The organism is Curtobacterium ammoniigenes NBRC 101786, assembly GCF_001571045.1.
Classification (GTDB): Bacteria; Actinomycetota; Actinomycetes; order Actinomycetales; family Microbacteriaceae; genus Curtobacterium; species Curtobacterium ammoniigenes.
Genome location: NZ_BCSV01000001.1, coordinates 418,949 through 442,449, shown reverse-complemented (window position 1 = coordinate 442,449; position 23,501 = coordinate 418,949). Strand labels below are relative to the sequence as shown.

Genomic DNA, 23,501 nt, shown 5'->3' with positions numbered 1-23,501 from the left:
CCCGGCCAGGGGCACGGAGGCGTTCCTCAAAACCGCCCGGCCCGCCACGCAGGCGTTCGTCAGCCGCCCAGCCCGGCCACGCAGGCGTTCGTCAGCCGCCCAGCCTCGGCCGGACGCGGCGGCGTGGCGGCGGGTTCGCAGCCTGCCGTCCGATGCGGCGCGGCGACCCAGACGAGCCGCCGGGTGAAAAAGCGGCCAACCGCGACCGGTGCCAGACCGACCCTCGCGATACCGACCGACGCGTGCCCGCATGCTCATCCGATCCCGGTAAGGAGAGCAATGGTCGTCCTCGCGCTTGCAGCAGCCGTGTTGATCAGCACGATCGTCGCGCTGGTCATCCCCCGTCAGCGTGTTCTTCCGGCTGCGGTCCTCGTGTGCCTCGGCGTGCTCGCGGTCTTCGGAAACAACAGCGTGCCACGCCTGCTCTGGGTCGGCTCGTTCCTGTTCAGCGGGTTCATCGCCGCGATAGCGGTCCTCCGACGGCCGAGCGTCGGAACGGGTCGACCGTCATGGACGTTCTGGGCGATCACCGCAGCCTGGACCTGGCTTGCCGTCGGGGTGATCCTCACCCATTCATCGTCGATATCACGAATCATCCTGTACGCCGGGCTCTGCGTCACCCTCGCAGCGCTCGGTGCCCGCCTCGACCCTGACGGTCGTCGGCTCGTATTCCACGGAATCCTCTGGGTTGCGCTCGGTGAGACTGTCGTCGGCGTCGCAACGCTCGTCGCCGGCGCGAAGCCGCTCTGGGGATACCGAGGCGCTATGGATCCGACGAACCACCTGTTCGCGGGCACCATCGACCGAGTTCAGGGCACCCTCGGTCACCCCATCGTGTTCGGCCTCGTCATCGGCGTCGCTGCGATCATCGCGTGGACGAACACCATCCGGTTGCGTCGAGGCATCCGTGTCCTCTGGCTCACAGTCCTGGCCGCCGGACTCGTGCTCTCCGGAACACGCAGCGCGATCGCCGCGGTCATCGCGGCGATCCTCGTTCACCTGGTCGTGCGGGGACGGCTCGGCGCGTGGGTACGCAACGTCATCGTGGCGTCCGCGCTCGCCGGAATCCTCGCAATCATGGACTTCGGCGTCTCGGCGCGAATTCAGACGCTCGTCCAGTCCGGATCATGGACCCACCGCCTCGCCTCGATCGAGAGCGTGCCCGCGCTCCTCGGGCGTCCGCCGTTCGACACATGGTTCGGACACGGATTCGGGAGCGAGGTCCAGCTGTTCACGAGCGGTCTCATCCCACTGACATTCGGACTCCCGGTGGTCGACGACTTCTGGGTCTACCTCCTCGGAACGACGGGAATCGCTGGACTCGCTGTCGTCGTGGGAGCCTTCGTCATCGCGCTCGGTCGGGGAGATCGTCAGGGCATCGCGATCCTGGTCTTCATCATTGGGATGGGGTTCTCATTCGACCTCTTCGTCTGGTTGTTCGCGGGCGTGCTCGTCAGCCTGCTCCTGCCCCTGACGGAACGCCTCGAGGGCAGGAGTGACGCCCGCCCTTCGCGAAGAGAGGTCCTCGGCGCGCATCAGACGAGCAACCGCGAGGACAGCCTCGGGCAGTTGGACGATGCCTCGTCTCCAGCGACGGAGGAGGCGCCACGTCACCTCCAGCCAGCCGACTCGCTCCCGCAATGAGGACTTCACCAGGGTCGAGGGCCGAGGCATGATCGCGGTCCGGATCAGCCCCAACCGCTCCCTGCGCGAGGATGCCGCGGCGACGAGGTACAGACGTCGCGCCAGCGGATTCACGAGGCGCGTCCGCAGCAGCCAATCGCTCGTCGGGAGCTCCGTGGGCGCGAGGTTCGGCCCCCAGACCGCGCGGATGAACGGCCCGATCGCGCCGGCGGCGCCCACCGCACGCGCCGCTTCGACGAGCTCCGCCGCATTCGTTCCTTCCGCAGCACGCCGGGCGAGGACTTCCAGCGAGGCTCGGTGTTCGCGACGCGTCGGGTTTCGCAACGCGTGCAGCACCTCGATGACCAGCGCATGATGCGGACTGACCGTGTGCAGCGGGAGGGTGAGCTGCGAGACGAACGGGACTCGCGCCTCCCACAAGACCGTGAATGCGTCTGGGGCCATCCCAGGGAATGCATGATGCACGTCGACGTCGTGCGCCCACCCCGGCTTGTACAGCGTGACCGAGTGCCGTGGGAACACGCGCTCGTCCTCATCCTCGAGGCGGACGGACCAGCCGCGGCCGATCAGCTCGGCCACCACACGCTCGCTGTCGGCGGTCGCCACGAGGATGTCGACATCGGCTGACGCGCGGTCGGTGCGGAGACCGTGCTGCACCGACGACATTCCCTTGATCACGAGCGACCGGGCGTCCAGGCCTGCCGTCACATCGGCGATGAGGGCGAACAGGAGTTCTCGCTCCGCGCGACGACTCACGACCGCTCGTGCCGCCTCCGACGTGGTTGGGCGCTGCGGCGTGCAGCGGTCCCTGCTTCCGGTCACGGCATCGAGCGAGCGCGCCGTCCACGCCGAGTCGTCCCCGGCGCCGGTTCCGACGCGAATCCAATGGTGGCGCCCGCTGCGACCGGGCTCCTCGGCGGCGTGTCCGCACCACTGGGCGGCGCTGCCGGCTCAGCCGGCGTCGGCGCATCATCGCCGCCCCGCTCCTCGTCGCCGTAGTAGTAGGCACCGCCGTAGTAGCCATATTCACGGGCATCTGCCCCGCGGATCGGCACCCGATTCAACACAGCGCCGAGCACCGTACCGCCACCACGACCGAGCAGCTGGACCGTGCGACGCAGCAGGTCGACGGTGGTCCGCTTCGCCGAGACGGTGATGAGCACGCCGTCCGTGTGTGCTGCGAGCACCGCTGCGTCTGTGACAGCGAGCACGGGCGGAGCATCGAGGATGACGACCGCGTGCTCGGCAAGCGTCCGCAGGAGGCTCCGCATCGACTCGGAGCCGAGCAGCTCACTGGGATTCGGCGGGATCCGTCCGGTGCCGATGACCCACAGATTCGGCGCGACGTCGGTTTGCTGCATGACGTCGGCGAGCCGCGCCCGACCCGCCAAGACGTCCGTCAACCCGGCGCCGACGCTGACGCCGAAGATCGTCGAGATTGTCGGTCGACGAAGATCGCAGTCGAGGATCACGACCCGGCCGGAGGTGGAGGCTGCCATCGCCTCCGCGAGATTCGCCGCGAGCGTGGACTTGCCGTCGCCGGGCTGCGCGCTCGTGACGACGATGCTCCGCGCCGGGGCGTCGACGTGGACATAGGAGAGATTCGTCCGAAGCTCCCGGAGCGATTCGAGCATCGCGAAGTTCCGATGCCGAGCGAGTGTGTCGTCTTGCGGCAGCGTGGCGACGAGATGGTGTTCACCGAGCAGCATCGGGTGCAACGGAATGGTCCCGAGCACCGAGACACCGGTCTCGCGCTCGAGCATGTCGGCGCTCCGGATCCGTCGGTCGAACGTGTTCCGCACGAGAAGATAGAGGAACGCGAGCACCACGCCTGCGAGTGTTCCCACCGTGACTGCTGCGGTGACGTTCGGCGAGGACGGTGCGGACGGGACGCTTGCGCTCGCGAGCGGCACGAACTTGGTGGTCGAGAGGCCGTTGGCACCCGTGGCCGCCGCCTGCATGCTCTCGATCTGCTTGCCCATGCCGTCGATCCACGCGGTTGCCAGGGCAGCGGCTCGGTCCGGTGTTGCGGCGTGCGCATCAACCGTGATGATCGCGGTGTTGTCCGCGAGCGTGGCCGTGACGCTGCTGAGGAGGGCGGCGGCGGAGCCCGGAGCGCCGACGGTCGAAGCCGCGCGCCGAGCAACAGCGAGTGATTTCCCGAGCTCGACGTACGACTCCGCTTGTGACTTCGCAAGTTGATCCGCAGCGAAGGAGAGGTTTGCATCACCGCTTGTCGCGACCTGGACGACCCCCGAGGCGGTCGACGTGTACTCGCGCGGTTGCGTCAGCGTCCACGCCGCGGACGCAGTGACGGCGAGCAGGAGACAGATCAGGGTTCCGAGCCAATAGCTCCGCAGCATCCGCACGTAGTCACGGAGGTCGTACCCACGCCGACTGTCATCAGTCTGCGCATCCGCCCGAGTCGAGGTGGGATCGTTCACGCGCACGGCGCTCCTGTTCGCATCGGCGGTCATCGTGGGCGCGAGGCTTCCGCATCGCGGACGCCACGGTGGGCTTCGTGCCCGGCAATGCTGGACGCACGTGGACCGGCTTCACCCTGTCGGTCGTCCGACAGGCCGCGGCGGGCGTGCGGTTCCTCACGCGAGCGCCCACCAACGCCTCCTCGCTGCAGCCCCTGCGCGATCGAGCGTGCCGCGATCAGCACGAAGCGGGGCCCCCGCACGAGATATCGCCACACGAGCCGCCTCGGTTCCTGCGCAAGACGCCAGAGCCATTCCCCACCGATTCGCTGCACGACACGTGGCGCGCGGAGCCGCGTGCCGGCCGCGAAGTCGACCGCCGCGCCTGCGCCGATGTAGACCGCCGGGGGCAGGCGATCGCGCCACTGCGCGACCCACAGCTCCTGCTTTGGCGCGCCGAAGCAGACGAAGACAACGTCCGGAGCCAGCGAGGTCAGCGCCCTGATGGTGGCATCCGCAGGATCGTGCCCGCGGTCGTCGAAAAGCGGCGCTGCGACGGCATGCAGGTCGGCCCCGGAGCGGGCCGAAAGCCTCGCCACTGCGTGCTCTGCGACACCCGGCGCACCACCGACGACCGCGACCCGCCAGCCGCGTCCCGCCGCCGACTGCGAGACCGCCTCGATGAGGTCGGCGCCGGTGATGCGGTGCACGTTCCGCGCGCCGAGCAGTTTCGCGACGGCGAGAACCGGTGCGCCGTCGATCGTGCGGATCGACGCACGCGCCGTCGCCTCGTTTGCCTGCGGGTCACGTTCGAGGGTGAGGATCTGGTCGACGTTCAGCGTCACGACGAGATGCAGACCGCCGCGTCGGCGAAGTGCATCGATCGCGACCACGGCATCGTCCATCGTTCCCGCGAACAGCTCGTGTCCCGCGACCGTGCATCGTCCGTTCGTCACGGTGAGCGTCGTGCGCGGGATCAATATGCGCCCCGTCCGTCGACGACTGCCTTGACGGTGCGCAGGAGGATGCCGAGGTCCCCCGCCACGGACCAGTTCTCGACATACAGCACATCCAGCAGGAGGCCCTCCTCCCACCCGAGGTCCGAGCGCCCCCCGATCTGCCAGGGGCCCGTAATACCCGGCTTTGTGAGAAGCCGCCGCCTGGCGTGATCCGCATACGCCGCGACTTCTTCGGGGAGCGGTGGCCGCGGACCGACGAGGCTCATCTGCCCGGCGAACACATTGATGAGTTGCGGCAGCTCGTCGAGTGAGGTCCGCCGGAGGATCCGACCCACGCGCGTCACCCGTGGATCTGCGCGCATCTTGAACATGGGACCGCCGCGGTGATCGTTCTCGAGGAGCAGCGCAGCTCGGTGCGCGTCGGCATCCACTCGCATCGAGCGGAACTTCAGCATCGTGAACGCAGCACCGTTCCGGCCGATCCGGCGCTGCCGGTAGAGCGCGGGTCCCGGCGAGTCGAGCCTGATGATCGCTGCGAGCACCAGGAGGAGCGGTGCAAGGACGACGAGGGCGACCGTGCTGGCAAGGATGTCGAACGCACGCTTCGACACGTATCGGCGCCCCGAGAACCTCGCCGGCTCCACAACGATGAGCGGCGAGTCACTCACCGGCACCGTCCGGACCCGGCGCATCGCGATCGGTCCGAGGTGCGGAACGACGAGGACGCGAGCGCCGAGCGGTTCGAGTGCCCACATCAGCGATCGGATACCGGTGTCGTCGTGCGGCGCGCCTGCGACGACGACAATGGATGCGCCTGTGGCCGCGACGGCACGGACGATGCGCGCATGATCGTCGGCGTCGCCGACCACGCTGACGCGCTCCCCGACGCGCATGCCAGCATCCGGATCGGCCGCAATGAGCGCCTCGACGGCTGGGAGGCGCTCTTCCGGTCCCGCGAGGACCGCACGCTCGCAGTGCGTGCCCTGTCGCCGCCGTCGGCGGAGCCACCGGCGCCAGAAGCCGCGCGTGCCCGCGAGCAAGACTGCGCTGAGCGGGATTGCAGCAAGGAGATACCCCCGCGAGATCTCGGTCTGGGTGATGGCGGAATAGACGGCGACAGCGAGCGCGGTCACGATCGTCGACGTCGTGATGTCCGTGTAGCCGGATCCCTCTCCGAGATGACGGACGATCGCACGGTCGGCGCGGAGCAGCTGGATGAGGCCGAACCAGCAGGCGCTGAGGAGCACAGAGAACGCCGCGTACCCCATGTCGACGAACCCGAGATCGACACCGTTCGGCCCGAGTCCGAACCGGATGAGCATGGAGGCGAACGTGCCGGCGAGCAGCGCCAGCGCTTCGGTCGCACTGACCGCGAAGAGGATGCCTCCGTCGCCCCGGTCAGACCTGACCGACCGGGGGCGGGTCGGGGTCGATGCGGCGACGTCGATCATGCGACGATCCGTTCCGCGATTCGGAGGGTCGCACGCACGACAGTTGCCTCGAGTGCTGGCAGACGATCGGCCGGTGCGCCGACGGGGTCCTCGAGCTCCCACTCGTGGGATCGCACCGACTGCATCGGTGCCGCTGCTGCGAACGCCAGGATCAGATGCGTGCGCTGCACCGCTGAGGGATCGATATCGAGGACGACGCGGCGGTGCCCCTCCTCGGCGACGAGAACGAGGTCGGCGTCACCGATCATTGCAGCGGTCAGCTGCCGGGAGTGGAACGGCCTGACCGGAACCCCGGCTCGCGCGAGGACGCGCCGCGCAACCGGAGCCATCGGGCGCCCCGGCTCGAGGACACGCGTCCCGGCGGAGGTGGCGGAGCCGCGACGCCCAGAGCGCGCAATCGCGTGGTTGAGGAGGCCGGCGACGAGCGGAGAGCGCGCCTCGTTCGCGGTGCAGACGACGAGAACACGGCGGACTCGCTCGCGGTCGGCGGAAGAGGTCTCCGCAAGCCACGGCACGCTGAAACGAGCGTCGATCATCGATGTGCCTTTCGGGATCCGTTGACGGTGTCCCGGACCGTAGGGCAGGTGTTCGGCTGACAATCCGCAGGGCCGCGTCACTGGCCTGCAACGAACGGAGCATTCACCCGGATCACCATTCGCACGCCTGACAACGGGCTTGTCAGCGCACGGCGCATCTCACCCCTGGAGGATCGCGGCGAAGGGCTCGAACTGGCGCCGCACATAGCGTTCCAGCCGCTCTCCGGTGGCGCCCCATGAAGGATTGGGACGAGCCGCCACGAGTCTGATGAGCGCAGCTGCGAGGGCTTCCGGGTCTCCCGCGGCCACCTCGATCAGTTGATCGGCGACGAGATCGCGAATCTCTGCGAGCGCTGGTGAGCGCTGGGTGACGACCGGCTTTCCGCATGCCAGGCCCTGCCACACCTTGTTCGCGATGACGCTGTTCGCCTTGACCGACGTTCCGAATACCCCGAGCACCACGTCGTGGTCCGCGATGACATCTGCGAGCGACGCTGCCGGAACGGGGTCAGCGATCGTGCACCGAGCGGCGATCCCGGCGGTCACCAGGCGCGCCCGGGTGTCGCGTTCTCGGACGTCTCCGAGGAGGGTGAGGTGCACGGCTGGTCCAGCGAGGGCGGCGGCCTCGATGATGGTCGGAACGCCGTGGAGCGGGATGAAGCTGCCGTAGAACAGCACCCGGAGTGGTCGTTGCGCGCCGTCGGGGATGTGCTGACCGGTGTCATCTGCGGGGGTTCCGGCGGGGTGCGCCCATGGCGGAGCGCCGACCGGGAGCGGCATGACGATCGGCCGTGCCCGCGTCCCCACCCGCCGACGAATTGCCGATGCCCGAAACTGCGTGTCGGTGAGGACGACATGCGCTGCTCCGATGGCAAGCCGATCCTCGGCGCGTGCCAGGAGCGCGGTGACCGACCGCGGTCCGGCCAGCGCGTGATCGTCGATGACGGTCTCCTCCTTCTGGACGAAGCAGTCCACGACGCAGCGCGCGCGGTTCAGTCGCGCAATGAATCCGACGAGCGGTGCGAAGCGGAGCGAGAACTCCGCGACGACGTACACGTCATACCTACGGAGCGTGGTGCAGATCCTGATCACATCGGTCAGGAGGCGCCGCGCGCCGTTCGGGTGATGCGAACGAACCAGCATGGTCACCTCGCACCCCGCGTCCACCGCCGCGGCCCGGAGGCGCGCATTCCTCGGGTACTCCGGGTCGTCGACGCGGACGAAGACGACGCGAGGGCGGGCGCCCGCCCGGCGGCCGCCCGGCGGGCGCGAAGGCGACCGGGAACGGCGACGAGCGATCGCAATGGCGGCGACGACGGATTGCACGGCGAGCACGACGAGTTCGGTGGCAGCAATGCCGGCGAGGGCACCCGCTGCTCCTGACCGCTGCGCCCCGACGATGATCAGTGGCACACCGACGGCGCATCCGATGAGTGCGCTCGCGGTGATCCCGGGCACGGCGCGGAGCGCCACGAGGAGCAACCCGCCGGTTGCTCGAGATGTGGTGACCAGCGCGATGATGACCCCGCCGAATACCGCGAGGCCGATCGGGACGTGCACCTGGTCGGCGAACACGATCGTCGATAGGACGGGCGCGACCAGCGCGAAGGACACGCCGAACCCGGTACCGATGACGCCGGACACGACCACCGCGAGCAGCGCGCGGCGCTGGCGATCCGATCGCTCCCATGGCGCGCCGACCCAGCGCTGCATCGTGTTCGGGATGGGCTGCAGCCCGGTGAGCAGCCACCGCTGAAGCCGATCGACGGCGGCGAACAGCGGTACCGAATGTGGGGCGGCGCCGGCCACAAGCGCGGTCGGCAGGGCGATATACCCAGCGGATGCCGCTCGTGCCACCAACGGCGCCGCTTGCGCACGGAGAAGTCGCATGATCCGACCGGCTGTCAGCCCGCGGAAGTCCGTGATGCGCATGCCGGTGACGCGTGCGGTCAGGACCACCGCGCTGAGCGCGCCGATGCCGAGCGCAATCGGAACGACGCCGATGGGTGCACCGAGCGCGAGCGCACCGGCCGCGAGCAGCAGCGCAACGACACGCGGCGCCGTGTCGGCCCGGAGGATATCGGCCGGCCGTCCGCGGCCGATGAAGAACCAGACGCCGTTCACCGCCCCGGCCGCGGCCACGACCGCCACACTGCCGACGAACCAACGATGGTCGGGGGCTACCGCAGCGGCCGCAGCAGTACAGATGAGCACGGCAACGGGCAGCACCGCGCACTGTGTCGCGGCCGCGAACGCGAGCGTCCTCCGCCGATGCGCGGGCGACTGCCGGGCGACGCGCTGCGTACCGCTCAGCCCCCAGCCGAGTTCGACCAGAACGGCGCCGAAGGCACCGACGGACTGCCCAATGGCGTACAGCCCCCATCCCTCGGCGCCGAAGCGCATGGACACGACCGGGACGAGGAGTATCGGAGCGGCAGCACTGACGAGGGGAAGCAGCATGAACCCGGAGACGCGAGGAATGCGACTCGCCAGGTGAAGCCTCCGGACTGGGGAACGGCGAGACATGGCGGAGCCATCGTGCGTGTCGTGCCACGGCGGTGAACTTGGGCTGCGCGACGCGGGGCCGACTCTGCACGCCACGCTCATCACGCACCTCACTATCCGCGCACGCGGCGCCATGGAAGGAGCCATCCTCATGCACGAAGCGAACCCATCACCGGTCTTGACCGCTCGAATCGTCCCAACGGGGGCAGCAGCCGCCGTTCGCGATGGAGACGGGTTGGCGGTCTGCCATCTGCCGACCGCGACGGCGTACGCGATCACGCCCGCGGGCGCAGAAATCTGGAACGCCATCGGCCCTGGCGTCACGCTGCGGCAACTCGTGGCGACGCTCGCGCTCGACCCGGAGGAGCAGCAGGACGAATGCGCCGCGGTTCAGCGCTTCGTGGAGGAGCTGGTCGCGCTCGGATTGGTGCAAATCGTCGCCGCGCGCCGAGTCGACGAGGCCGACGGTCGCTGTGACGGATCGCGATGATCTCAGGCCGGGCGGCCCTTCACGTCGTCGAACAGCTGCCAGTCGCGAGCGACGCGAACCGCGTCCGACCGTGATTTCACGCCGAGCTTTCGATACACGCTCTGCACCTGCGACTTCACGGTGTTCTGCGAGACACCGAGCTGATTGGCAATCCACTCGATGGAACCGGGTTCGCGAAGCAGACGAAGAACAATGCCCTCGCGACGAGTGAGGACCGGAACGGTGAGGCCACTGTCGAATATCTGCGGAGCTGCGCGCACCCCAGGAGGAATCGGGACATCGAGGTCGGCACAGAGCTGTGTCAGCTCGTCCCGTGGAACGAGCCACCACGGGCTCGCGAGGTCGTGTTTCTCGGTCGTGAGGATCGCCTGTCCGAGCGCCGCGCTCGCTGCCTCGGTATCGTGCAGCCGCGCGGAGGCGATCGCCCGGACAATGTGCAGTTCTGCGACTGAGCGCGGATTCAGCCGGGATCGCCACACGCCCCGATCGACGAAGACGCGCGCCTGACTCGCGTTTCCGGAGAGCAGCAACGCCCGGGCGAACGGGCCGACGATCGGATCGCGGCCGTCGAGAAACGGACGGAGTGTGGCCTGTGCGGATTTGACCTGTCTCGCCATCAGGAGACTGTCGGCCTTGATCACGGCGAGCAGTCCCTGCACGTAGTTCGATTCGCTGGACGCACTGTGCAGGCCCTCGGCGTCCCGAATGATGCTGAACGCGCGATAGCCGTCCCCGGCCGTGAGCGAAGCCCACGCCTCCGCATAGGCGACGAACGGCCAATCATCCGGACTGCACGGAAGCATTGCGACGGCGCGGAGATGGCGCGCAGCGCGCTGCCAGTCCCGGGCCTCCGTCGCACCCAGCGCGGCCGCGACATGCATGGGGATCGCCCAGACGGAATGACGCCACTCCGGCCAGCATTCACTTGAGATCCCGTCCTCGACCAACTGCCTGGAGGCGCGGATATCCCCGGCGAGGGCGGAGATGAGCGCGCTGTATCCCACCGCTTGGAGCCGAAGGTGATGCGGGGCTGCTGTCCGGGTACGAACACGCGCGAACTCGGCGAGCGCTTCAGTCGGCGCGCCGTTGACGAGGAACGTGATTCCGACCTGGACAGCGACGTCCGCCGAGACCTGACCGCCGCGCGCGACCGTCGCGGGAACGCTCTCGGACAGCGCCCGGGCGAGCGTCTCGGCACGTCCGTAGTTCGCCAGCTGACGCGCGACCACACAGCGGAGGACTTGCGTGTCGAGGGCACCCGCCTGACCCGGCAGGGGTGGGTCGCCGCGGAGCGCACTGTCGATGCGTCGCAGTTCCGTCGTGGCGGATCCGACCGACACACGACCCTCGGCCACCGCGATTGTGGCGGCAAGGTAGGCCAGCCATGGGTCGGACGCAGTCGGCAGGGGATGGGCCTGCAGCAGCGCAAGGAGAGGCAACGCATGATCGCGGACGATTGGAGCAAGGTGGGTGCGGACAAGACCGCTCACGCTCGTCCACTGGCCCGCGTCCGCCGCCAGCCGGACTGCCTCCCAGGGATGACTGCCGCTCGCGACAAGTATGTTCGTCAACCGATCGATGCGGGCACTGTCGGGGGTCGAGGGCAATGCAGCGAACTCCTGGCGTGCGACAGCGCGAAGGACCGGCAACACTTCGTAGCGGTCATGCCCTCGTACGCGGCGCCACGAGCCGACACCGACTCGCTCCATCTCGGCCAACACTCGGTTCGAGTCCGTGGAACCGAGTTCGCGGAGCAGTGGAACGGACGCGAACGGCAGCAGACAACACTCCGCCACGATTTCCCAGTCCTTGCGCAACGGCGCGGTCAATTCGGCCACCAGCGATTCACGCACCCGATGGAAGAGCGGTTGCGCGGCGGACAGTCGCCACACTCGCGACCGCTCGAGCGCGAGCTCACCGACGGCGCTGGCAATGCCGCGTGCCCACCCGCCGAAGCATTCGACCAGTGCGGGAAGCACCGACGACTCCACGGTCGCTCCGCGGTGGGCGATCAGCGCGGCGACCTCGATCTGTTCGAACGCGAGCTTCACCGGGTCGATGACCGCGACCGCGATGTCGCGCCCGAAGCGCGTCTCGAACCCGGTGCTCGTCCGCTCACTGGCCACGATCTGCAGTCCACAGTCGGTCACGAGCCGAGCAAGGTCAGCGAGCACTTCGGGGTCGGATACATGGTCAAGTCCGTCGATGACGAGATATCGCACGCCATTGAAGCGGCTCCGAACCGCGCCCCACGACGTCGGTGTGCGGACGCCAAGGCCATCCCAGGTACTCGCTCGATCGCTGCTGAGTTGCGCGCCGGAGATGAGTTCGAGCTCGGAGGAGGGCGTGCCGCGCTCGACGGCATACTGAATCCAGTCGTTGAGGAGGCTCGTCTTGCCCGTGCCCGCCGCGCCCCGAACGATGACCACCTCGCTTCGTAAGCCGGACTCCACTTCGCGAATGAGACGTCCACGCCGAACATGGGCGCGCATCGGCCTCGGCAAGGCAGACCCGCGCATCGGGGCGCCCCGGTCGACACGATCGGCCGACTCTTCGTTGTGATCCTGCTGCGACACTGTTCCCCGCCCCCTGTCGACGCGATTATGCATGGCGTCACCTTCCGGCGACGTGCACGATCATCACCTTCAAATATTTGTATTTTGGTGGCATAACGTCTGCGCTATTCACCCGCAATATAGTCCCGCGGATGATGAATGAGAAGCACTTCTCACCTCCCGAGAGAATCGCGCCGGCGAGGCGAGGCGTTCTTCGAACGCAGCGGGAAGCGAGGGTGGTCGCGCGGGCGCCGGAGCGCGCGTCGAAGCGCATCGACACGGGCGATCGCCCAGCGCGACGGAGCCGGAGCAAGCGTGATAGCAACGGCTGCCGCCCCGATCGACGGCGAACGGCGGACGAGCACGCCCAGCACAGCGGTCGACAGCACCGCGCGCAAGAGCCGAGTCGCAGCCGCGTCGAACGCGGGGTCGCCGGCGAATCTGAGCGGGAGGACGACGCAGGCACGGCAGAGAAACCACGCTGCGAATTCGTTCCGGGCCTGGAGCGACACCGCGGCAGACGGAAGCGCGCACAAGACGGCGTCGTGCGCGGCCAGCAGGTTGTCGAGCTGACGGCCAGGGCGACGCGATATCGATCCTGTCCGGTGCAGCCATGTGTACAGGAGTTCGGGCACGAACGAGATACGCCGCGACTGCGCGACGATACGGGCAACGCCCACCACGTCGCTCTGGGATGAGAGCGGCGGGAACACGTCCGGCGGGATGGCCGAGCGACGGATGACCTTGCTCCACAAAAACCCATCGACATCGCCGCGGAGAAGGAGGCCTGCCGCGTTTGGGGCATCCGCCACTCGGCCCCCGTCGAGACCGTCGCAGCGACGGGCCTGAGCGTCGGGGGCAGACCGATAGTCCGCTTGGAACCACAGCACGTCGACCTCCGACTCGATGGGGTCGATCCGGCGGAGCGGTCCCGGATGAAGGAGGTCATCGTGGTCGACAAACCACACGAATCCCTCGGGCACGGTCGACAGCGCCCAATTTCGCGCCGCCGCCACCCCGCCGTTAACGGGACGCGACAACAGACGGACATGCGGACGGTCTGCTGCCCATGACGCCAGCAGCGCTCCCGTCCCATCCGTGGATCCATCGTCGACGACAACGACCGCGTCGACCACGTCGCGCGCCGCATCCAGTTGCGCGAGGAGCCGCGGGGCAAGCTCTGCAGCATTGAATACGCAGGCGATCACTGTCAGCGGTTCAGATCCGATCAAACTGAGCATTCCTCTCGTGCGGGGTGTTCGGATGGACGCGGTCACGAGGCGGCATCCTCGCGCAGAGCAGGCGCTTCGCGCAGCACACGTCTCCGCACAGCACACCTCTCCGCGCAGCACGGTTGGTGCAGCGCGCTCGGCGCGCTTCGCTCCACTCCAGCTCGAGCCCGACCGCGCCACGTTCCTCACGGAGCACGATCCCCGCCGAGCGATGCACTGATCGAGTTGTCAGCCGCGATGGCCTGGCCGAGCTCGAGCATCCGCACCGTGTCGGGGAACACGACCGACTGCCCGTCCTCCGTCCCGGTACCCAGCGTCGGCGCAGTCATGTAGGTGTTCGTCGCCGGGTCGATGTGCCGGAGGCTCCATGCCAGTCGAGCCATCGCGAACGTCGAGAGGCCGCGATCGACGGTGACGAACTCTCTGGTCGTCTGCGCGAGGTTCGTCAGTTGACCGATGCTCCGGTTGCCGTGAAGAACGACCTCGAGCATTCCCTGGATAAAGGACTGCTGGTCTCGCACCCGCTGGAAGTCGGCATCGGCGAAGGCATACCGTTCACGGACGAACGCGAGCGCCCGTTGCCCCGAGACCACGTTCCGCCCCGCGGTGAAGTGGTAACCCGGCATGTTTCGCGAATCAAAGGCGAACGGTGCGGTCACCGGGACGCCCCCCACAGCCTCCGACATCGAGGCGAAGCCGTCGAAATCCATGACCGCGACGTGGTCGATGTTCACGTGGAGGAGCTGCTCGACGGTCGCGATCGTCAGGGGAACTCCACCGTATGAAAACGCGGCGTTCAGTTTGGTGGTGCCGTGTCCCGGAATCGCGACGAAGAGGTCGCGCATGAGCGACACCACGGCGACGCGACTTCGATCCGCGCTGATGTGAACGAGCATCAGCGTGTCCGACCGCTCATTCGTCGGTGCGCCGCTCGCGATCTCACCGAGCGTTGCCGATCGCGTGTCCGACCCAATGAGGAGAATGTTCATCGCACCGTCGGCGGCCGCGTATGTCGGGCCTCCCGTCGGGAATGGGTCCGCTCGAAATGTCGACACCGGAGCGAGAACGGACGGCAGCAGTATGGCGAGCAATGCCACGGCAATCATGGGAAGACCGACGAACACGCCCGTTACGAAGATCAGCGGTTTCAGAATCCGTCTGCGAGATCTCGGTCGATTGGATCCGGGGACTTCCGAGCGGTTAGTGGCTCGAGCCTCTGCCGTTCCCTGATGCTGGGACGGGGCGCTCCGGCGCGCGGTGTGACCGGTGGACGACGGACGAAGTTCGGTCGAGGGATCGCGTCGTTGACGGCGTCGGCGCGCTCGGGGCTGCGCTGGCTGGATCGCATTGCGCGGGAACAGGTGATCGAGGTCGCTGTCCGATCGGACGGCAGGCTCGGGCTCCGCCGCGTCGTCCTGCTTGGGCGCGTCGTCCTGCTCGGGCGCGTCGTCCTGCTCGGGCGCGTCGTCCTGCTCGGGCTTCGCCGCGTTGTTTGCCTGCGAACCGCGGGGGTGCTCCGCGCCTGGGCCGGACTCGCCTTCTCCGGGATCGATCGCACCGCGCTCGACCGCGCCACCGCTCTCCATGCCGCCCTCACTCCTCGTTACGAGGGACGGTAGGGGGCGCGAACGGTTGCGACATCGCGTCCGAGCGGCAGCGCCCCGACCTGCGCGTCGCGTTTCACCCAGGTCTGCACCCGCGGACTCCGCGCGCGCTCTCCTCGGCTCCTCTGCCGAGCGGGCGGTATTCACGGAGTGGCGCGGAGGCACCCTGTATATCTCGCCCGCTCAGTGCCTGGGCGCCCTCCCCGTGCCACTCGATGCCCGCGAAGAAATTCCTGTCCGCACCGACGAGCGGGCGATATGCACGGGATGGCTTCGAACCACACCGTGCATATCGCCCGCTCACGGCGGGTCGCTCGCGGGAGGCGCGGAACGTCCGGGCACGGCCAGCGCCAGGGCCGCCAGCAGCTGCGGCAGCCTCGGCGCACCCGCAGCACGGAACACCTCCTCGCCGTCCTCGCGCTGCACGACCGTCGTCGGCGTTTGCGCGATCATCGCGTCTTCAGCGAGGTGGGGCTGCGCGGCAACGTCGACCTCGATCGACGTCATCTGTGGCACGAGCGATGCAGCCTGAGGTAGCACGCGCCGCGCGGCAGCGCACGATCCGCAGAACGAGGACGTGTAAAGCGTTACGCGCACGCCAACGTGAACGGCCGAACGCGCGAAGTCATTCCCCGAGCGCCCACGAGAAGGCACGCTCCGATTCAGACGAACTACTCGCGATCGAACTCCCCGCTTCTGTCGCCGCGATCCTGCAGATCGTCGACTGGGTCGGAATCCTTCGCGTCCAACGTGTAGTCGACGTGCACCTGGTCGAGCACCTGCTTCGCTCCGGTCGCGACATACCGAAATCCGGTCTCGAGCCCCTCGACCCCAGCGTAGGCAGTGACTTCCGTGTCCCAGCCTGCCGCGGTCGCGGTGCGGGTCTCCGTGGTCCCGTCAAACGGGCCACCGTGGTAGAGGGCGATGTAGTCGTCGCCGTGGGAGAGGGTGATGTCACTCATCGTCCCGTTCTACCAGCCCGCGGCCGGGCGAGAACGGGACCTTCATCCATGCGCATGGGCGGAACCATCAGGCGGAGGCGCGGTGATCGACGGATCCGAGGCGTTCCTCCGAAACGCGCTCGGGCGTCCGTTCCGGAGGCGCGGTGATCGACGGTCGCGCACCGCACCTCCGACTCGACGAGCGCGCGGTATTCGATTCACGGGAGTGGACAGCCGGCTTTGCCGCACAGTTTCCATAGCAATGCTATATAGTTGAGCTATGGAGTCGAAGCACGGAGCTGCAATCGAGCGACTGCTCGTCGCCGCAAACCGGCTCATTCGAGTCGCGGTCCAAGCCGGCGGCAACGCGACGACGAGTGCGGCATGGCGGACCCTTTCGATCCTCGAATCCGACGGCGCGCTCCGGGTCGGCGAACTCGCTCTCGCCTCGCGCGTGGCTCAGCCCACGATGACGCGACTTATCGCGGGCATGGTCGAAGACGGACTCGTCGCCCGATCGACCGATGCGAGCGACTCACGGAGTCAGCGGATCACGATCACCGAGCACGGTCGACAGCGACTCGTGGCGCTCCGGGCGAGCCTTGCCGCAACCGTCGTGCCGATGTTCGCGGAACTCGACGAATCAGAATGGAACACTCTCGAAGCAGCCTCGCACATTCTCGGTGCGCGGCTCGGAACGGAACAATCATCGTGAGTCAGCACACGACCTCCGGAAGCAGCCTTCTCAAGCAGCCATCTGCGGTCTGGGCGATCGCGTTCGCATGCGTCGTCGCGTTCATGGGAATCGGGCTGGTTGACCCGATTCTTCCCGCGATTGCAGCGTCCCTGCATGCCTCCCCGACGCAGACGGAACTGCTCTTCACCAGTTATCTCGCGGTGACCGGCGTCGCGATGTTCTTCACGAGTTGGGTGTCCAGCCGCATCGGCGCAAAGCGAACGCTGATGATCGGCCTCGGCTTGATTGTGGTCTTCTCGGTGCTCGCCGCCACGACGGGAAGCGTGTGGAACATCATTGATTTCCGCGCCGGGTGGGGCCTCGGGAATGCGCTGTTCATCTCGACGGCGCTCGCAACGATCGTCGGAGCTGCGAGCGGAGGAACGGCGTCCGCCATCATCCTGTACGAAGCAGCGCTCGGCCTCGGCATCGCGATCGGGCCTCTGGTCGGCGGTCTGCTCGGATCAATCAGTTGGCGCGGCCCGTTTTTCGGCGTCACCACATTGATGGCCATTGCGTTTGTCGCGATTCTCGTGTTCCTCCGCTCGAGTGGAGTCGAGAAGCCGCAACCCACGAAACTGTCGGCTCCGTTCCGAGCGCTCGGCCATCCCGCACTCGCCGCGCTCGCTGTCACCGCACTGTTCTACAACATCGGGTTCTTCGTCCTCCTTGCGTACACGCCATACCCACTTCGCTTCTCGGCACTCGGAATCGGCTTCACGTTCTTCGGCTGGGGCGTCGGCTTGGCAATCACGTCGGTGTGGATCGCTCCGATACTGACCCGACGACTCCCCAGGACGACGGTGCTGCGCATCGCGCTGCCGATCCTCGCGGCCGATCTCTTCGCCGCCGCGGTGTTTGTGGGCTCGCAGCTCGGGCTGGTGCTCTGCGTCATCATCGGCGGATTGGTGCTCGGTGTGCTGAACACTGTGCTGACAGAAAGCGTGATGGAGGCCACCGACCTGCCACGAGCCGTTGCGTCGAGCGCCTATTCCGCGGTTCGATTCATCGGCGGTGCGGTGGCGCCTCCGGTTGCTTCTCTGCTCGCGTCGGCGATCGCCCCAAGCGCGGCATACGTGTTCGCGGGGAGCTCTGTCGTCGTTGCGTTCCTGGTGACCGTCGTGGCCGCGCGTGCGCTCCGCCGCGTGGACGCCGTGCCCGAGGACGCGCTCGAGGAGGCCGCGGCGATCGGGGCCGGCGAGGCCGCCTGACCGGGGCGCGACGTCGAGCGGGCGATATACCGCGCGTGTCTTGACGGCGCGCCGCGTATATCGCCCGCTCGGTCAAGGACGGCGCCTGAGGGACCTCCGCCGCGCGCCTCGCGGCATAGGATCGGGGCATGTCCACCGCGAACGACCGACTCGTCTGGATCGACTGCGAAATGACGGGCCTCGACCTCGACGTGGATGAACTCGTCGAGGTCGCCGTCGTCGTCACCGACTTCGACCTGGTGCCCGTGCACCCGGGGTTCGACATCGTGATCAACCCGGACCGTTCCGCGCTCGAGAACATGAACGACTTCGTCCGCTCCATGCACACCGACTCAGGGCTCATCAATGAGATCCCTCACGGGGTGTCGCTCGCCGAGGCGGAGTATCAGGTGCTCGAGTACATCCTCAAGCACGTTCCGGACGAGGGCGCCGCACCGCTCGCCGGCAATACGATCGGCACCGACCGGGCGTTCCTCGCCAAGTACATGCCGCGCATCGACAAGCATCTGCACTACCGAAGCGTCGACGTCTCGAGCATCAAGGAACTGTGCCGGCACTGGTTCCCACGGATTTACTTCAACGCGCCTCAGAAGAACGGCGGCCACCGCGCACTTGCCGACATCCTCGAGTCCATTCGCGAACTCGACTACTACCGGCGCGCTGGATTCGTGGCGATACCAGGGCCTGCGTCGGACGAACTGAAGCGCATTGCGGAGCGCGTCGAGCAGAACTGGCGACCGCGCCTGGAATCCCGGTCCTCGGAATCAACGGCCGCTTCTGCCGGTGCGCCCGAGCAGGACGTCACCGCATCGAAGACCGAGCAGACGTCGCGCGAAGCGCGAACGACGCAGCCCGCGCAGGCGGAGCAAACGGCGGAGCGCTAGGACGCTAGGACGCGCGGACGCGCGGACGCGCGGCGACGATCTGAGTCGGAGTGCACCCCGACCGGACGACACGTCAGGCCGCCGCACCTGATCACCGCCCGCGTCCGACGGGGACGAGCGATGCGAGCCGGGCGAGCAGGACGGAAGCCTGCCGGGCATGTACTACACTCGTTCCGTTGCCACAGCGTGGCGCATGGTGGGTATAGCTCAGTTGGTAGAGCGCTTGGTTGTGGTCCAGGAGGTCGCGGGTTCGAGCCCCGTTACTCACCCCATTCACGGCTTCAGTGTCGAGGTCGCGGGTTCGAGCCCCGTTACTCACCCCATTCACGGCTCCAGTGTCGGGGTCGCGGTCGAGCGCCCTCGCGGCTCGATGTTCCGGCCATTCGAAGACATGCCGTGATCGAGATCTCCCTGGACGCGTTCGAGGAGCTGGTCGGCGAAGAGCTCGACCACCTTCCGGCGGACGTCATCGCCCGGCTCGAAAACGTCGCGTTCCTGGTGGCGGACGCCCCTGACTCGGTGGACAGTGCGGATTCGATCGACGCTGACGCGGCGCTCGACGTGTTCGGCGAGTACGTCGGCGTCGCCGCCACCGAACGCGGTCAGTATGGCTTTGGGGAATTGCCGGACCAGATCATCGTCTATCGCCGCGCCCACGCCGCGGCTTGCTCCACGATGGACGAACTCCGAAGTGAGATCCGTACGACCCTCGCACACGAGATCGGACACTTTCACGGAATCGACGACGTACGACTGCACGAGCTGGGCTGGGGCTGATCACAACGAGCGCAGGACCAGGTCGGCGAGTTCAGTCGGTCCGTTTGCGGCAATGAACGTTGCTTCCTGCGCGGCCCAGCGATCCCAGTGCGCCGCGAAGAGTTCGCCATCGCGACCGATCGCCCGTCGGTGGCGCTCCGCGCTCGGCGCTTCCATCCAGATCCGATGTGTGGCGAGTGGGGCTGCCGACCGGGAAAGTGCACCACAACCCTCGACGATGACCGACGTTTCCGGATCGATCTCGTGCCACTCGGCAGGCGCTTCTGCCTGCCAGTCCCACCGTTGCCAGCGACCGACCTGACCGGCGGCGTGCGGCGCGATGAGGGTCCGGAATACGGCCTCGGCAGCAACCTCGAGTCCGTCCCAGCCCGGGTAGATGTCGTCCATGTGCACGACCGCTGTGCCGGGATCTTTCAGCGCCGCCGCGAGTGTGGTCTTACCGGTCCCCGCCCGGCCGTCGATCAGCAGGCGTACGACCGGCGCGCCTGTCCACATCCACGCGCGAAGAGCGTCGACCGAAGCCCCCGACGACTGCCGTTCGTCGATACCCCCGAGTGCACCGACCATGTCGGAAGCACCGACGGCTCGGCCCGATGCGGACGTGGCCGCGACAGCCGCGGCGCCCCGGGCGGCGATGATCCTGTACGGTCCGGAGGCTCGGGTCGGGTCGCTCACGGAGCCTGCGACCGACTACTTCTTCAGCGCGCGGATAAGCTTCCGAAGGACGGTTCCGGCAGTCCAGACCATCGGCACGGAGACGGCGACCAGGGCGATGAGGTTCGGTTCGAAGACGAGATCTTGTCCGTCCCGTTTGACGTACGCACCGACCGGGATCGACACGCCACCGCCGCCCCCACCCCCGTTCTCGTCAGAATCGCTGCCGCCGCCGAATCCGAACCACGCGAGCGATACCGGAATGAGTGTCGTGCCCTGCACGTCGACGGGATCCCCGTAGTTCGTCGTGATGCCGATCGGGCGCACCTTGTCTGCAATCTGCGTGACGATGTTGGCCATAGTCGGAGGCTACACGCCGAGGTGTGCGCGGGCGTGGACGGTTCCGAGCAGGTGTGGACGCTCCGTAGGTCTGGGGGACCCTGTCGATGTCGCCAACCGCGTCGCGGGGCGCAGACCCGTGGGGGCGGGACGAACGACCACCATGCGGGCGCGACCTCCCACGGGATCGCTCCCGCGCTCGTCTGGACAGCCAACGGACAATGTCAGGCTGCGCCGATAGGTTGGCCGCACCCTCGCCCGAGACGCTCGCTCTCGCAGCGCGACCTTGGACATCTCATCAGGAGGAACACGTGCAGACGTGGCCCGGACAGCCCTATCCACTCGGCGCGACCTACGACGGGAGCGGTACGAACTTCGCGCTGTTCAGCGAGTCGGCCGAGCGCGTCCAGCTCTGCCTCTTCGACGACGCGGGCGCCGAAACGTGCGTCGACCTCGTGGAGGTCGACGCTTATGTGTGGCACGCGTATCTCCCGAACGTCGGCCCCGGTCAGCGATACGGGTTCCGTGTTCACGGACCGTACGACCCCGAGAAAGGGCAACGCGCGAATCCGAGCAAGCTTCTTCTCGATCCGTACGCGAAAGCAACGAGCGGCGAGATCGATTGGGACCAGTCGCTGTTCTCATACAACTTCGGAGGTCCGGAGTCGCTGAACGAGGACGACTCGGCCGAGCACATGATGAAAGCGGTTGTCATCAACCCGTTCTTCGACTGGCAAGGCGACCGTGCGCCGAAGTATCCCTACAACCAGACCGTCATCTACGAAGCCCACGTCAAAGGCCTCACGGAGACGCACCCGGACATCCCGGAGGAGCAGCGGGGCACGTACGCGGCAGTCGCGCATCCGGCGATCATCGATCATCTGAAGCGCCTCGGCATCACCACGCTCGAACTCATGCCGGTTCACCAGTTCGTCAACGACTCGACGCTGTCGGAGCGCGGGCTGTCGAACTACTGGGGCTACAACACGCTCGGATTCTTCGCGCCGCACTCCCGCTACTCATCGTCCGGGGACGAGGGGCAGCAGGTCCAGGAGTTCAAGGCAATGGTTCGGAGCCTGCACGCCGCAGGAATCGAGGTCGTGCTCGACGTGGTGTACAACCATACCGCTGAGGGCAATCACCTCGGTCCGACGCTCTCGTTCAAGGGCATCGACAATGCCGCCTACTACCGACTCGTCGACGACGATCCTCGGTACTACATGGACTACACGGGCACCGGCAACTCCTTGAACGTCCGTCATCCGCACGCATTGCAGCTGATCATGGATTCGCTGCGTTACTGGGTGACCGAGATGCACGTCGACGGGTTCCGATTCGATCTTGCTGCGACACTCGCCCGTGAGTTCTACGAAGTCGACCGCCTGGCCACCTTCTTCGAGCTCGTCCAGCAGGATCCGATCGTGTCGCAGGTGAAGCTCATTGCCGAGCCCTGGGATGTCGGCCCCGGCGGTTACCAAGTTGGGAACTTCCCGCCGCAATGGACGGAATGGAACGGCCGATACCGCGACACGGTTCGCGACTTCTGGCGCGGCGAGCCATCGACGCTCGGCGAATTCGCCTCACGAATCTCGGGTTCAGCCGACCTCTACGAACACGACGGTCGCCGCCCAGTAGCGAGCATCAACTTCATCACGGCGCACGACGGCTTCACGCTCTACGACCTGGTCGCGTACAACGAGAAACACAATGATGCGAACGGCGAGGACAACAACGACGGCGAGAGCCACAACCGCTCGTGGAACTCCGGCGCCGAGGGCCCGACGGATGACCCGGCAATCATTGCGCTCCGTAAGCAGCGCCGTCGCAACTTCATCGCGACCCTGATGCTGAGCCAGGGTGTACCGATGCTCTTGCACGGTGACGAACTTGGACGCACCCAGCAGGGAAACAACAACGTCTACGCGCAAGACTCCGAGTTGAGCTGGATCGACTGGGACAGCGCGGAAGAAGATCTCATCGAGTTCACCGCAAGCGTCGTGCGCCTCCGGCGGCACCACCCGACGTTCCGACGGAACCGCTACTTCAACGGTCGCCCTGTCCGCCGCGGTCGCGATGAGCCCATTCCGGACGTCGTGTGGCTCACGCCTCAGGGCGAAGCGATGCAGCCCGAGGAATGGGACTCCGGTTTCGGGAAGAGCGTCGGCATGTTCCTCAACGGAGGCGGCATCAGGGGCCGCGACGCGCGCGGTGAGCGCGTCACCGACGACAACTTCCTTATGTACTTCAACGCCCATGACGACGTGGTCCGCTTCACCTTGCCGCCGGACGAATACGCGCCGGGCTGGACGATCCGAATCGACACAGCGGACCCGACGGAGCGGGGCGACATCTATGCAGCGGGAGCGGAACTCGACGTTCCCGGCCGGTCGATGCTCGTTCTTCGTGCCGCAACGCATGAGGACCTTGCGGCCTCGACGCCAAGCAGCACGGCGTCCACAAGTGGCGAGTCCAGCGCGCAGGGCGACACGGCCTCCGTCCGCGCCGCAGGCACCGGTGTCGCTGGCGGATCGAACTCGTGAGCGCTGACACTGCACTCCGC

Annotated in this window: 20 protein-coding genes and 1 tRNA gene; 9 read left to right on the top strand and 12 right to left on the bottom strand. The window is 67.3% G+C overall.

Features of this window, described 5'->3' with window-relative positions; all coding sequences use genetic code 11:
- Positions 1 to 279: 279 nt before the first annotated feature.
- Entirely contained in the window at positions 280 to 1,644 is a 1,365-nt protein-coding gene (locus CAM01S_RS15355; RefSeq protein ID WP_066515444.1) for a hypothetical protein, read from the top strand.
- 818 nt (positions 1,645 to 2,462) lie between these two features.
- Here CAM01S_RS15355 and CAM01S_RS01945 read toward each other — a convergent pair.
- From CAM01S_RS01945 to CAM01S_RS01925, 5 genes are all read right to left on the bottom strand, one after another.
- Positions 2,463 to 4,088 carry a tyrosine-protein kinase domain-containing protein gene (locus CAM01S_RS01945; RefSeq protein WP_169795806.1) on the bottom strand — a complete coding sequence of 542 codons (1,626 nt, stop codon included), beginning with the start codon at positions 4,086 to 4,088 and terminating at the stop codon, positions 2,463 to 2,465.
- 29 nt (positions 4,089 to 4,117) lie between these two features.
- Positions 4,118 to 5,023, bottom strand: a complete 906-nt coding sequence (locus tag CAM01S_RS01940; RefSeq protein ID WP_157071348.1) for a WecB/TagA/CpsF family glycosyltransferase — start codon at positions 5,021 to 5,023, stop codon at positions 4,118 to 4,120.
- A gap of 20 nt (positions 5,024 to 5,043) precedes the next feature.
- Positions 5,044 to 6,477, bottom strand: coding sequence for a sugar transferase (locus CAM01S_RS01935; protein WP_066515436.1), 1,434 nt, complete (start codon positions 6,475 to 6,477; stop codon positions 5,044 to 5,046).
- Positions 6,474 to 7,013 carry an arsenate reductase/protein-tyrosine-phosphatase family protein gene (locus CAM01S_RS01930; protein WP_066515435.1) on the bottom strand — a complete coding sequence of 180 codons (540 nt, stop codon included), beginning with the start codon at positions 7,011 to 7,013 and terminating at the stop codon, positions 6,474 to 6,476. The genes CAM01S_RS01935 and CAM01S_RS01930 overlap by 4 nt, the downstream gene beginning before the upstream one ends.
- A 159-nt stretch (positions 7,014 to 7,172) precedes the next feature.
- Complete coding sequence (locus CAM01S_RS01925; protein ID WP_169795805.1) at positions 7,173 to 9,539, bottom strand: glycosyltransferase; 2,367 nt, start codon at positions 9,537 to 9,539, stop codon at positions 7,173 to 7,175.
- 130 nt (positions 9,540 to 9,669) lie between these two features.
- Between CAM01S_RS01925 and CAM01S_RS14780 the strand changes: the two genes are divergently transcribed.
- The gene (locus CAM01S_RS14780; protein WP_169795804.1) at positions 9,670 to 10,008 is read left to right on the top strand and encodes a PqqD family protein; all 339 of its coding nucleotides are present in this window, start codon (positions 9,670 to 9,672) and stop codon (positions 10,006 to 10,008) included.
- 2 nt (positions 10,009 to 10,010) lie between these two features.
- Here CAM01S_RS14780 and CAM01S_RS15020 read toward each other — a convergent pair whose 3' ends face one another.
- The 3 genes from CAM01S_RS15020 to CAM01S_RS01900 form a co-directional block, all read right to left on the bottom strand.
- Positions 10,011 to 12,437 carry a helix-turn-helix transcriptional regulator gene (locus tag CAM01S_RS15020; protein WP_066515429.1) on the bottom strand — a complete coding sequence of 809 codons (2,427 nt, stop codon included), beginning with the start codon at positions 12,435 to 12,437 and terminating at the stop codon, positions 10,011 to 10,013.
- A gap of 299 nt (positions 12,438 to 12,736) precedes the next feature.
- Entirely contained in the window at positions 12,737 to 13,795 is a 1,059-nt protein-coding gene (locus CAM01S_RS01910; protein ID WP_169795803.1) for a glycosyltransferase family 2 protein, read from the bottom strand.
- Between the two features lie 185 nt (positions 13,796 to 13,980).
- Complete coding sequence (locus CAM01S_RS01900; RefSeq protein ID WP_169795802.1) at positions 13,981 to 14,892, bottom strand: LCP family protein; 912 nt, start codon at positions 14,890 to 14,892, stop codon at positions 13,981 to 13,983.
- A 162-nt stretch (positions 14,893 to 15,054) separates the two neighbouring features.
- Here CAM01S_RS01900 and CAM01S_RS14775 point away from each other — a divergent pair, with 162 nt between their 5' ends.
- Positions 15,055 to 15,414: a hypothetical protein gene (locus tag CAM01S_RS14775; RefSeq protein WP_169795801.1), complete on the top strand. Its 360-nt coding sequence runs from the start codon at positions 15,055 to 15,057 to the stop codon at positions 15,412 to 15,414.
- Between the two features lie 285 nt (positions 15,415 to 15,699).
- Here the strand turns inward: CAM01S_RS14775 and CAM01S_RS01890 are convergent, their stop codons facing one another.
- Positions 15,700 to 15,906: a YbbN family protein gene (locus CAM01S_RS01890; RefSeq protein WP_245631503.1), complete on the bottom strand. Its 207-nt coding sequence runs from the start codon at positions 15,904 to 15,906 to the stop codon at positions 15,700 to 15,702.
- A gap of 164 nt (positions 15,907 to 16,070) precedes the next feature.
- The gene (locus CAM01S_RS01885) at positions 16,071 to 16,361 is read right to left on the bottom strand and encodes a hypothetical protein (protein WP_066515407.1); all 291 of its coding nucleotides are present in this window, start codon (positions 16,359 to 16,361) and stop codon (positions 16,071 to 16,073) included.
- A gap of 259 nt (positions 16,362 to 16,620) precedes the next feature.
- On the opposite strand from CAM01S_RS01885, the gene CAM01S_RS01880 reads away from it, so the two are divergent.
- From CAM01S_RS01880 to CAM01S_RS01860, 5 genes are all read left to right on the top strand, one after another.
- Positions 16,621 to 17,055 (top strand): MarR family winged helix-turn-helix transcriptional regulator, encoded by a 435-nt coding sequence (locus CAM01S_RS01880; protein WP_066515394.1) that lies wholly within the window; start codon positions 16,621 to 16,623, stop codon positions 17,053 to 17,055.
- Positions 17,049 to 18,287 carry an MFS transporter gene (locus CAM01S_RS01875; protein WP_066516715.1) on the top strand — a complete coding sequence of 413 codons (1,239 nt, stop codon included), beginning with the start codon at positions 17,049 to 17,051 and terminating at the stop codon, positions 18,285 to 18,287. Before CAM01S_RS01880 ends, CAM01S_RS01875 begins: the two co-directional genes overlap by 7 nt.
- 128 nt (positions 18,288 to 18,415) lie before the next feature.
- Entirely contained in the window at positions 18,416 to 19,171 is a 756-nt protein-coding gene (gene orn, locus CAM01S_RS01870; RefSeq protein ID WP_083527637.1) for an oligoribonuclease, read from the top strand.
- Between the two features lie 196 nt (positions 19,172 to 19,367).
- Positions 19,368 to 19,443, top strand: a tRNA-His gene (locus CAM01S_RS01865).
- A gap of 124 nt (positions 19,444 to 19,567) precedes the next feature.
- On the top strand, positions 19,568 to 19,948 hold the full coding sequence (locus tag CAM01S_RS01860; RefSeq protein ID WP_066515391.1) for a metallopeptidase family protein: 381 nt from the start codon (positions 19,568 to 19,570) through the stop codon (positions 19,946 to 19,948).
- Here the strand turns inward: CAM01S_RS01860 and CAM01S_RS01855 are convergent, their stop codons facing one another.
- Together CAM01S_RS01855 and CAM01S_RS01850 are read right to left on the bottom strand one after the other, a co-directional pair.
- Entirely contained in the window at positions 19,949 to 20,623 is a 675-nt protein-coding gene (locus CAM01S_RS01855) for a nucleoside/nucleotide kinase family protein (RefSeq protein ID WP_245631502.1), read from the bottom strand.
- 15 nt (positions 20,624 to 20,638) lie between these two features.
- A complete protein-coding gene (locus CAM01S_RS01850) occupies positions 20,639 to 20,962 on the bottom strand; it encodes a spore germination protein GerW family protein (protein WP_066515388.1) in 324 nt (107 codons plus the stop codon).
- A gap of 290 nt (positions 20,963 to 21,252) precedes the next feature.
- Between CAM01S_RS01850 and glgX the strand changes: the two genes are divergently transcribed.
- Complete coding sequence (gene glgX / locus CAM01S_RS01845; protein ID WP_066515380.1) at positions 21,253 to 23,481, top strand: glycogen debranching protein GlgX; 2,229 nt, start codon at positions 21,253 to 21,255, stop codon at positions 23,479 to 23,481.
- Positions 23,482 to 23,501: the final 20 nt, after the last annotated feature.

Excerpts from the sequence above, each read along its gene's own strand:
- CAM01S_RS15355 (WP_066515444.1), top strand. The coding sequence starts at position 280 with ATGGTCGTCCTCGCGCTTGCAGCAGCCGTGTTGATCAGCACGATCGTC.
- CAM01S_RS01935 (WP_066515436.1), bottom strand. The coding sequence starts at position 6,477 with ATGATCGACGTCGCCGCATCGACCCCGACCCGCCCCCGGTCGGTCAGG.
- CAM01S_RS01930 (WP_066515435.1), bottom strand. The coding sequence starts at position 7,013 with ATGATCGACGCTCGTTTCAGCGTGCCGTGGCTTGCGGAGACCTCTTCC.
- CAM01S_RS01925 (WP_169795805.1), bottom strand. The coding sequence starts at position 9,539 with ATGTCTCGCCGTTCCCCAGTCCGGAGGCTTCACCTGGCGAGTCGCATT.
- CAM01S_RS14780 (WP_169795804.1), top strand. The coding sequence starts at position 9,670 with ATGCACGAAGCGAACCCATCACCGGTCTTGACCGCTCGAATCGTCCCA.
- CAM01S_RS01890 (WP_245631503.1), bottom strand. The coding sequence starts at position 15,906 with ATGACGTCGATCGAGGTCGACGTTGCCGCGCAGCCCCACCTCGCTGAA.
- CAM01S_RS01885 (WP_066515407.1), bottom strand. The coding sequence starts at position 16,361 with ATGAGTGACATCACCCTCTCCCACGGCGACGACTACATCGCCCTCTAC.
- CAM01S_RS01880 (WP_066515394.1), top strand. The coding sequence starts at position 16,621 with ATGGAGTCGAAGCACGGAGCTGCAATCGAGCGACTGCTCGTCGCCGCA.
- orn (WP_083527637.1), top strand. The coding sequence starts at position 18,416 with ATGTCCACCGCGAACGACCGACTCGTCTGGATCGACTGCGAAATGACG.
- CAM01S_RS01850 (WP_066515388.1), bottom strand. The coding sequence starts at position 20,962 with ATGGCCAACATCGTCACGCAGATTGCAGACAAGGTGCGCCCGATCGGC.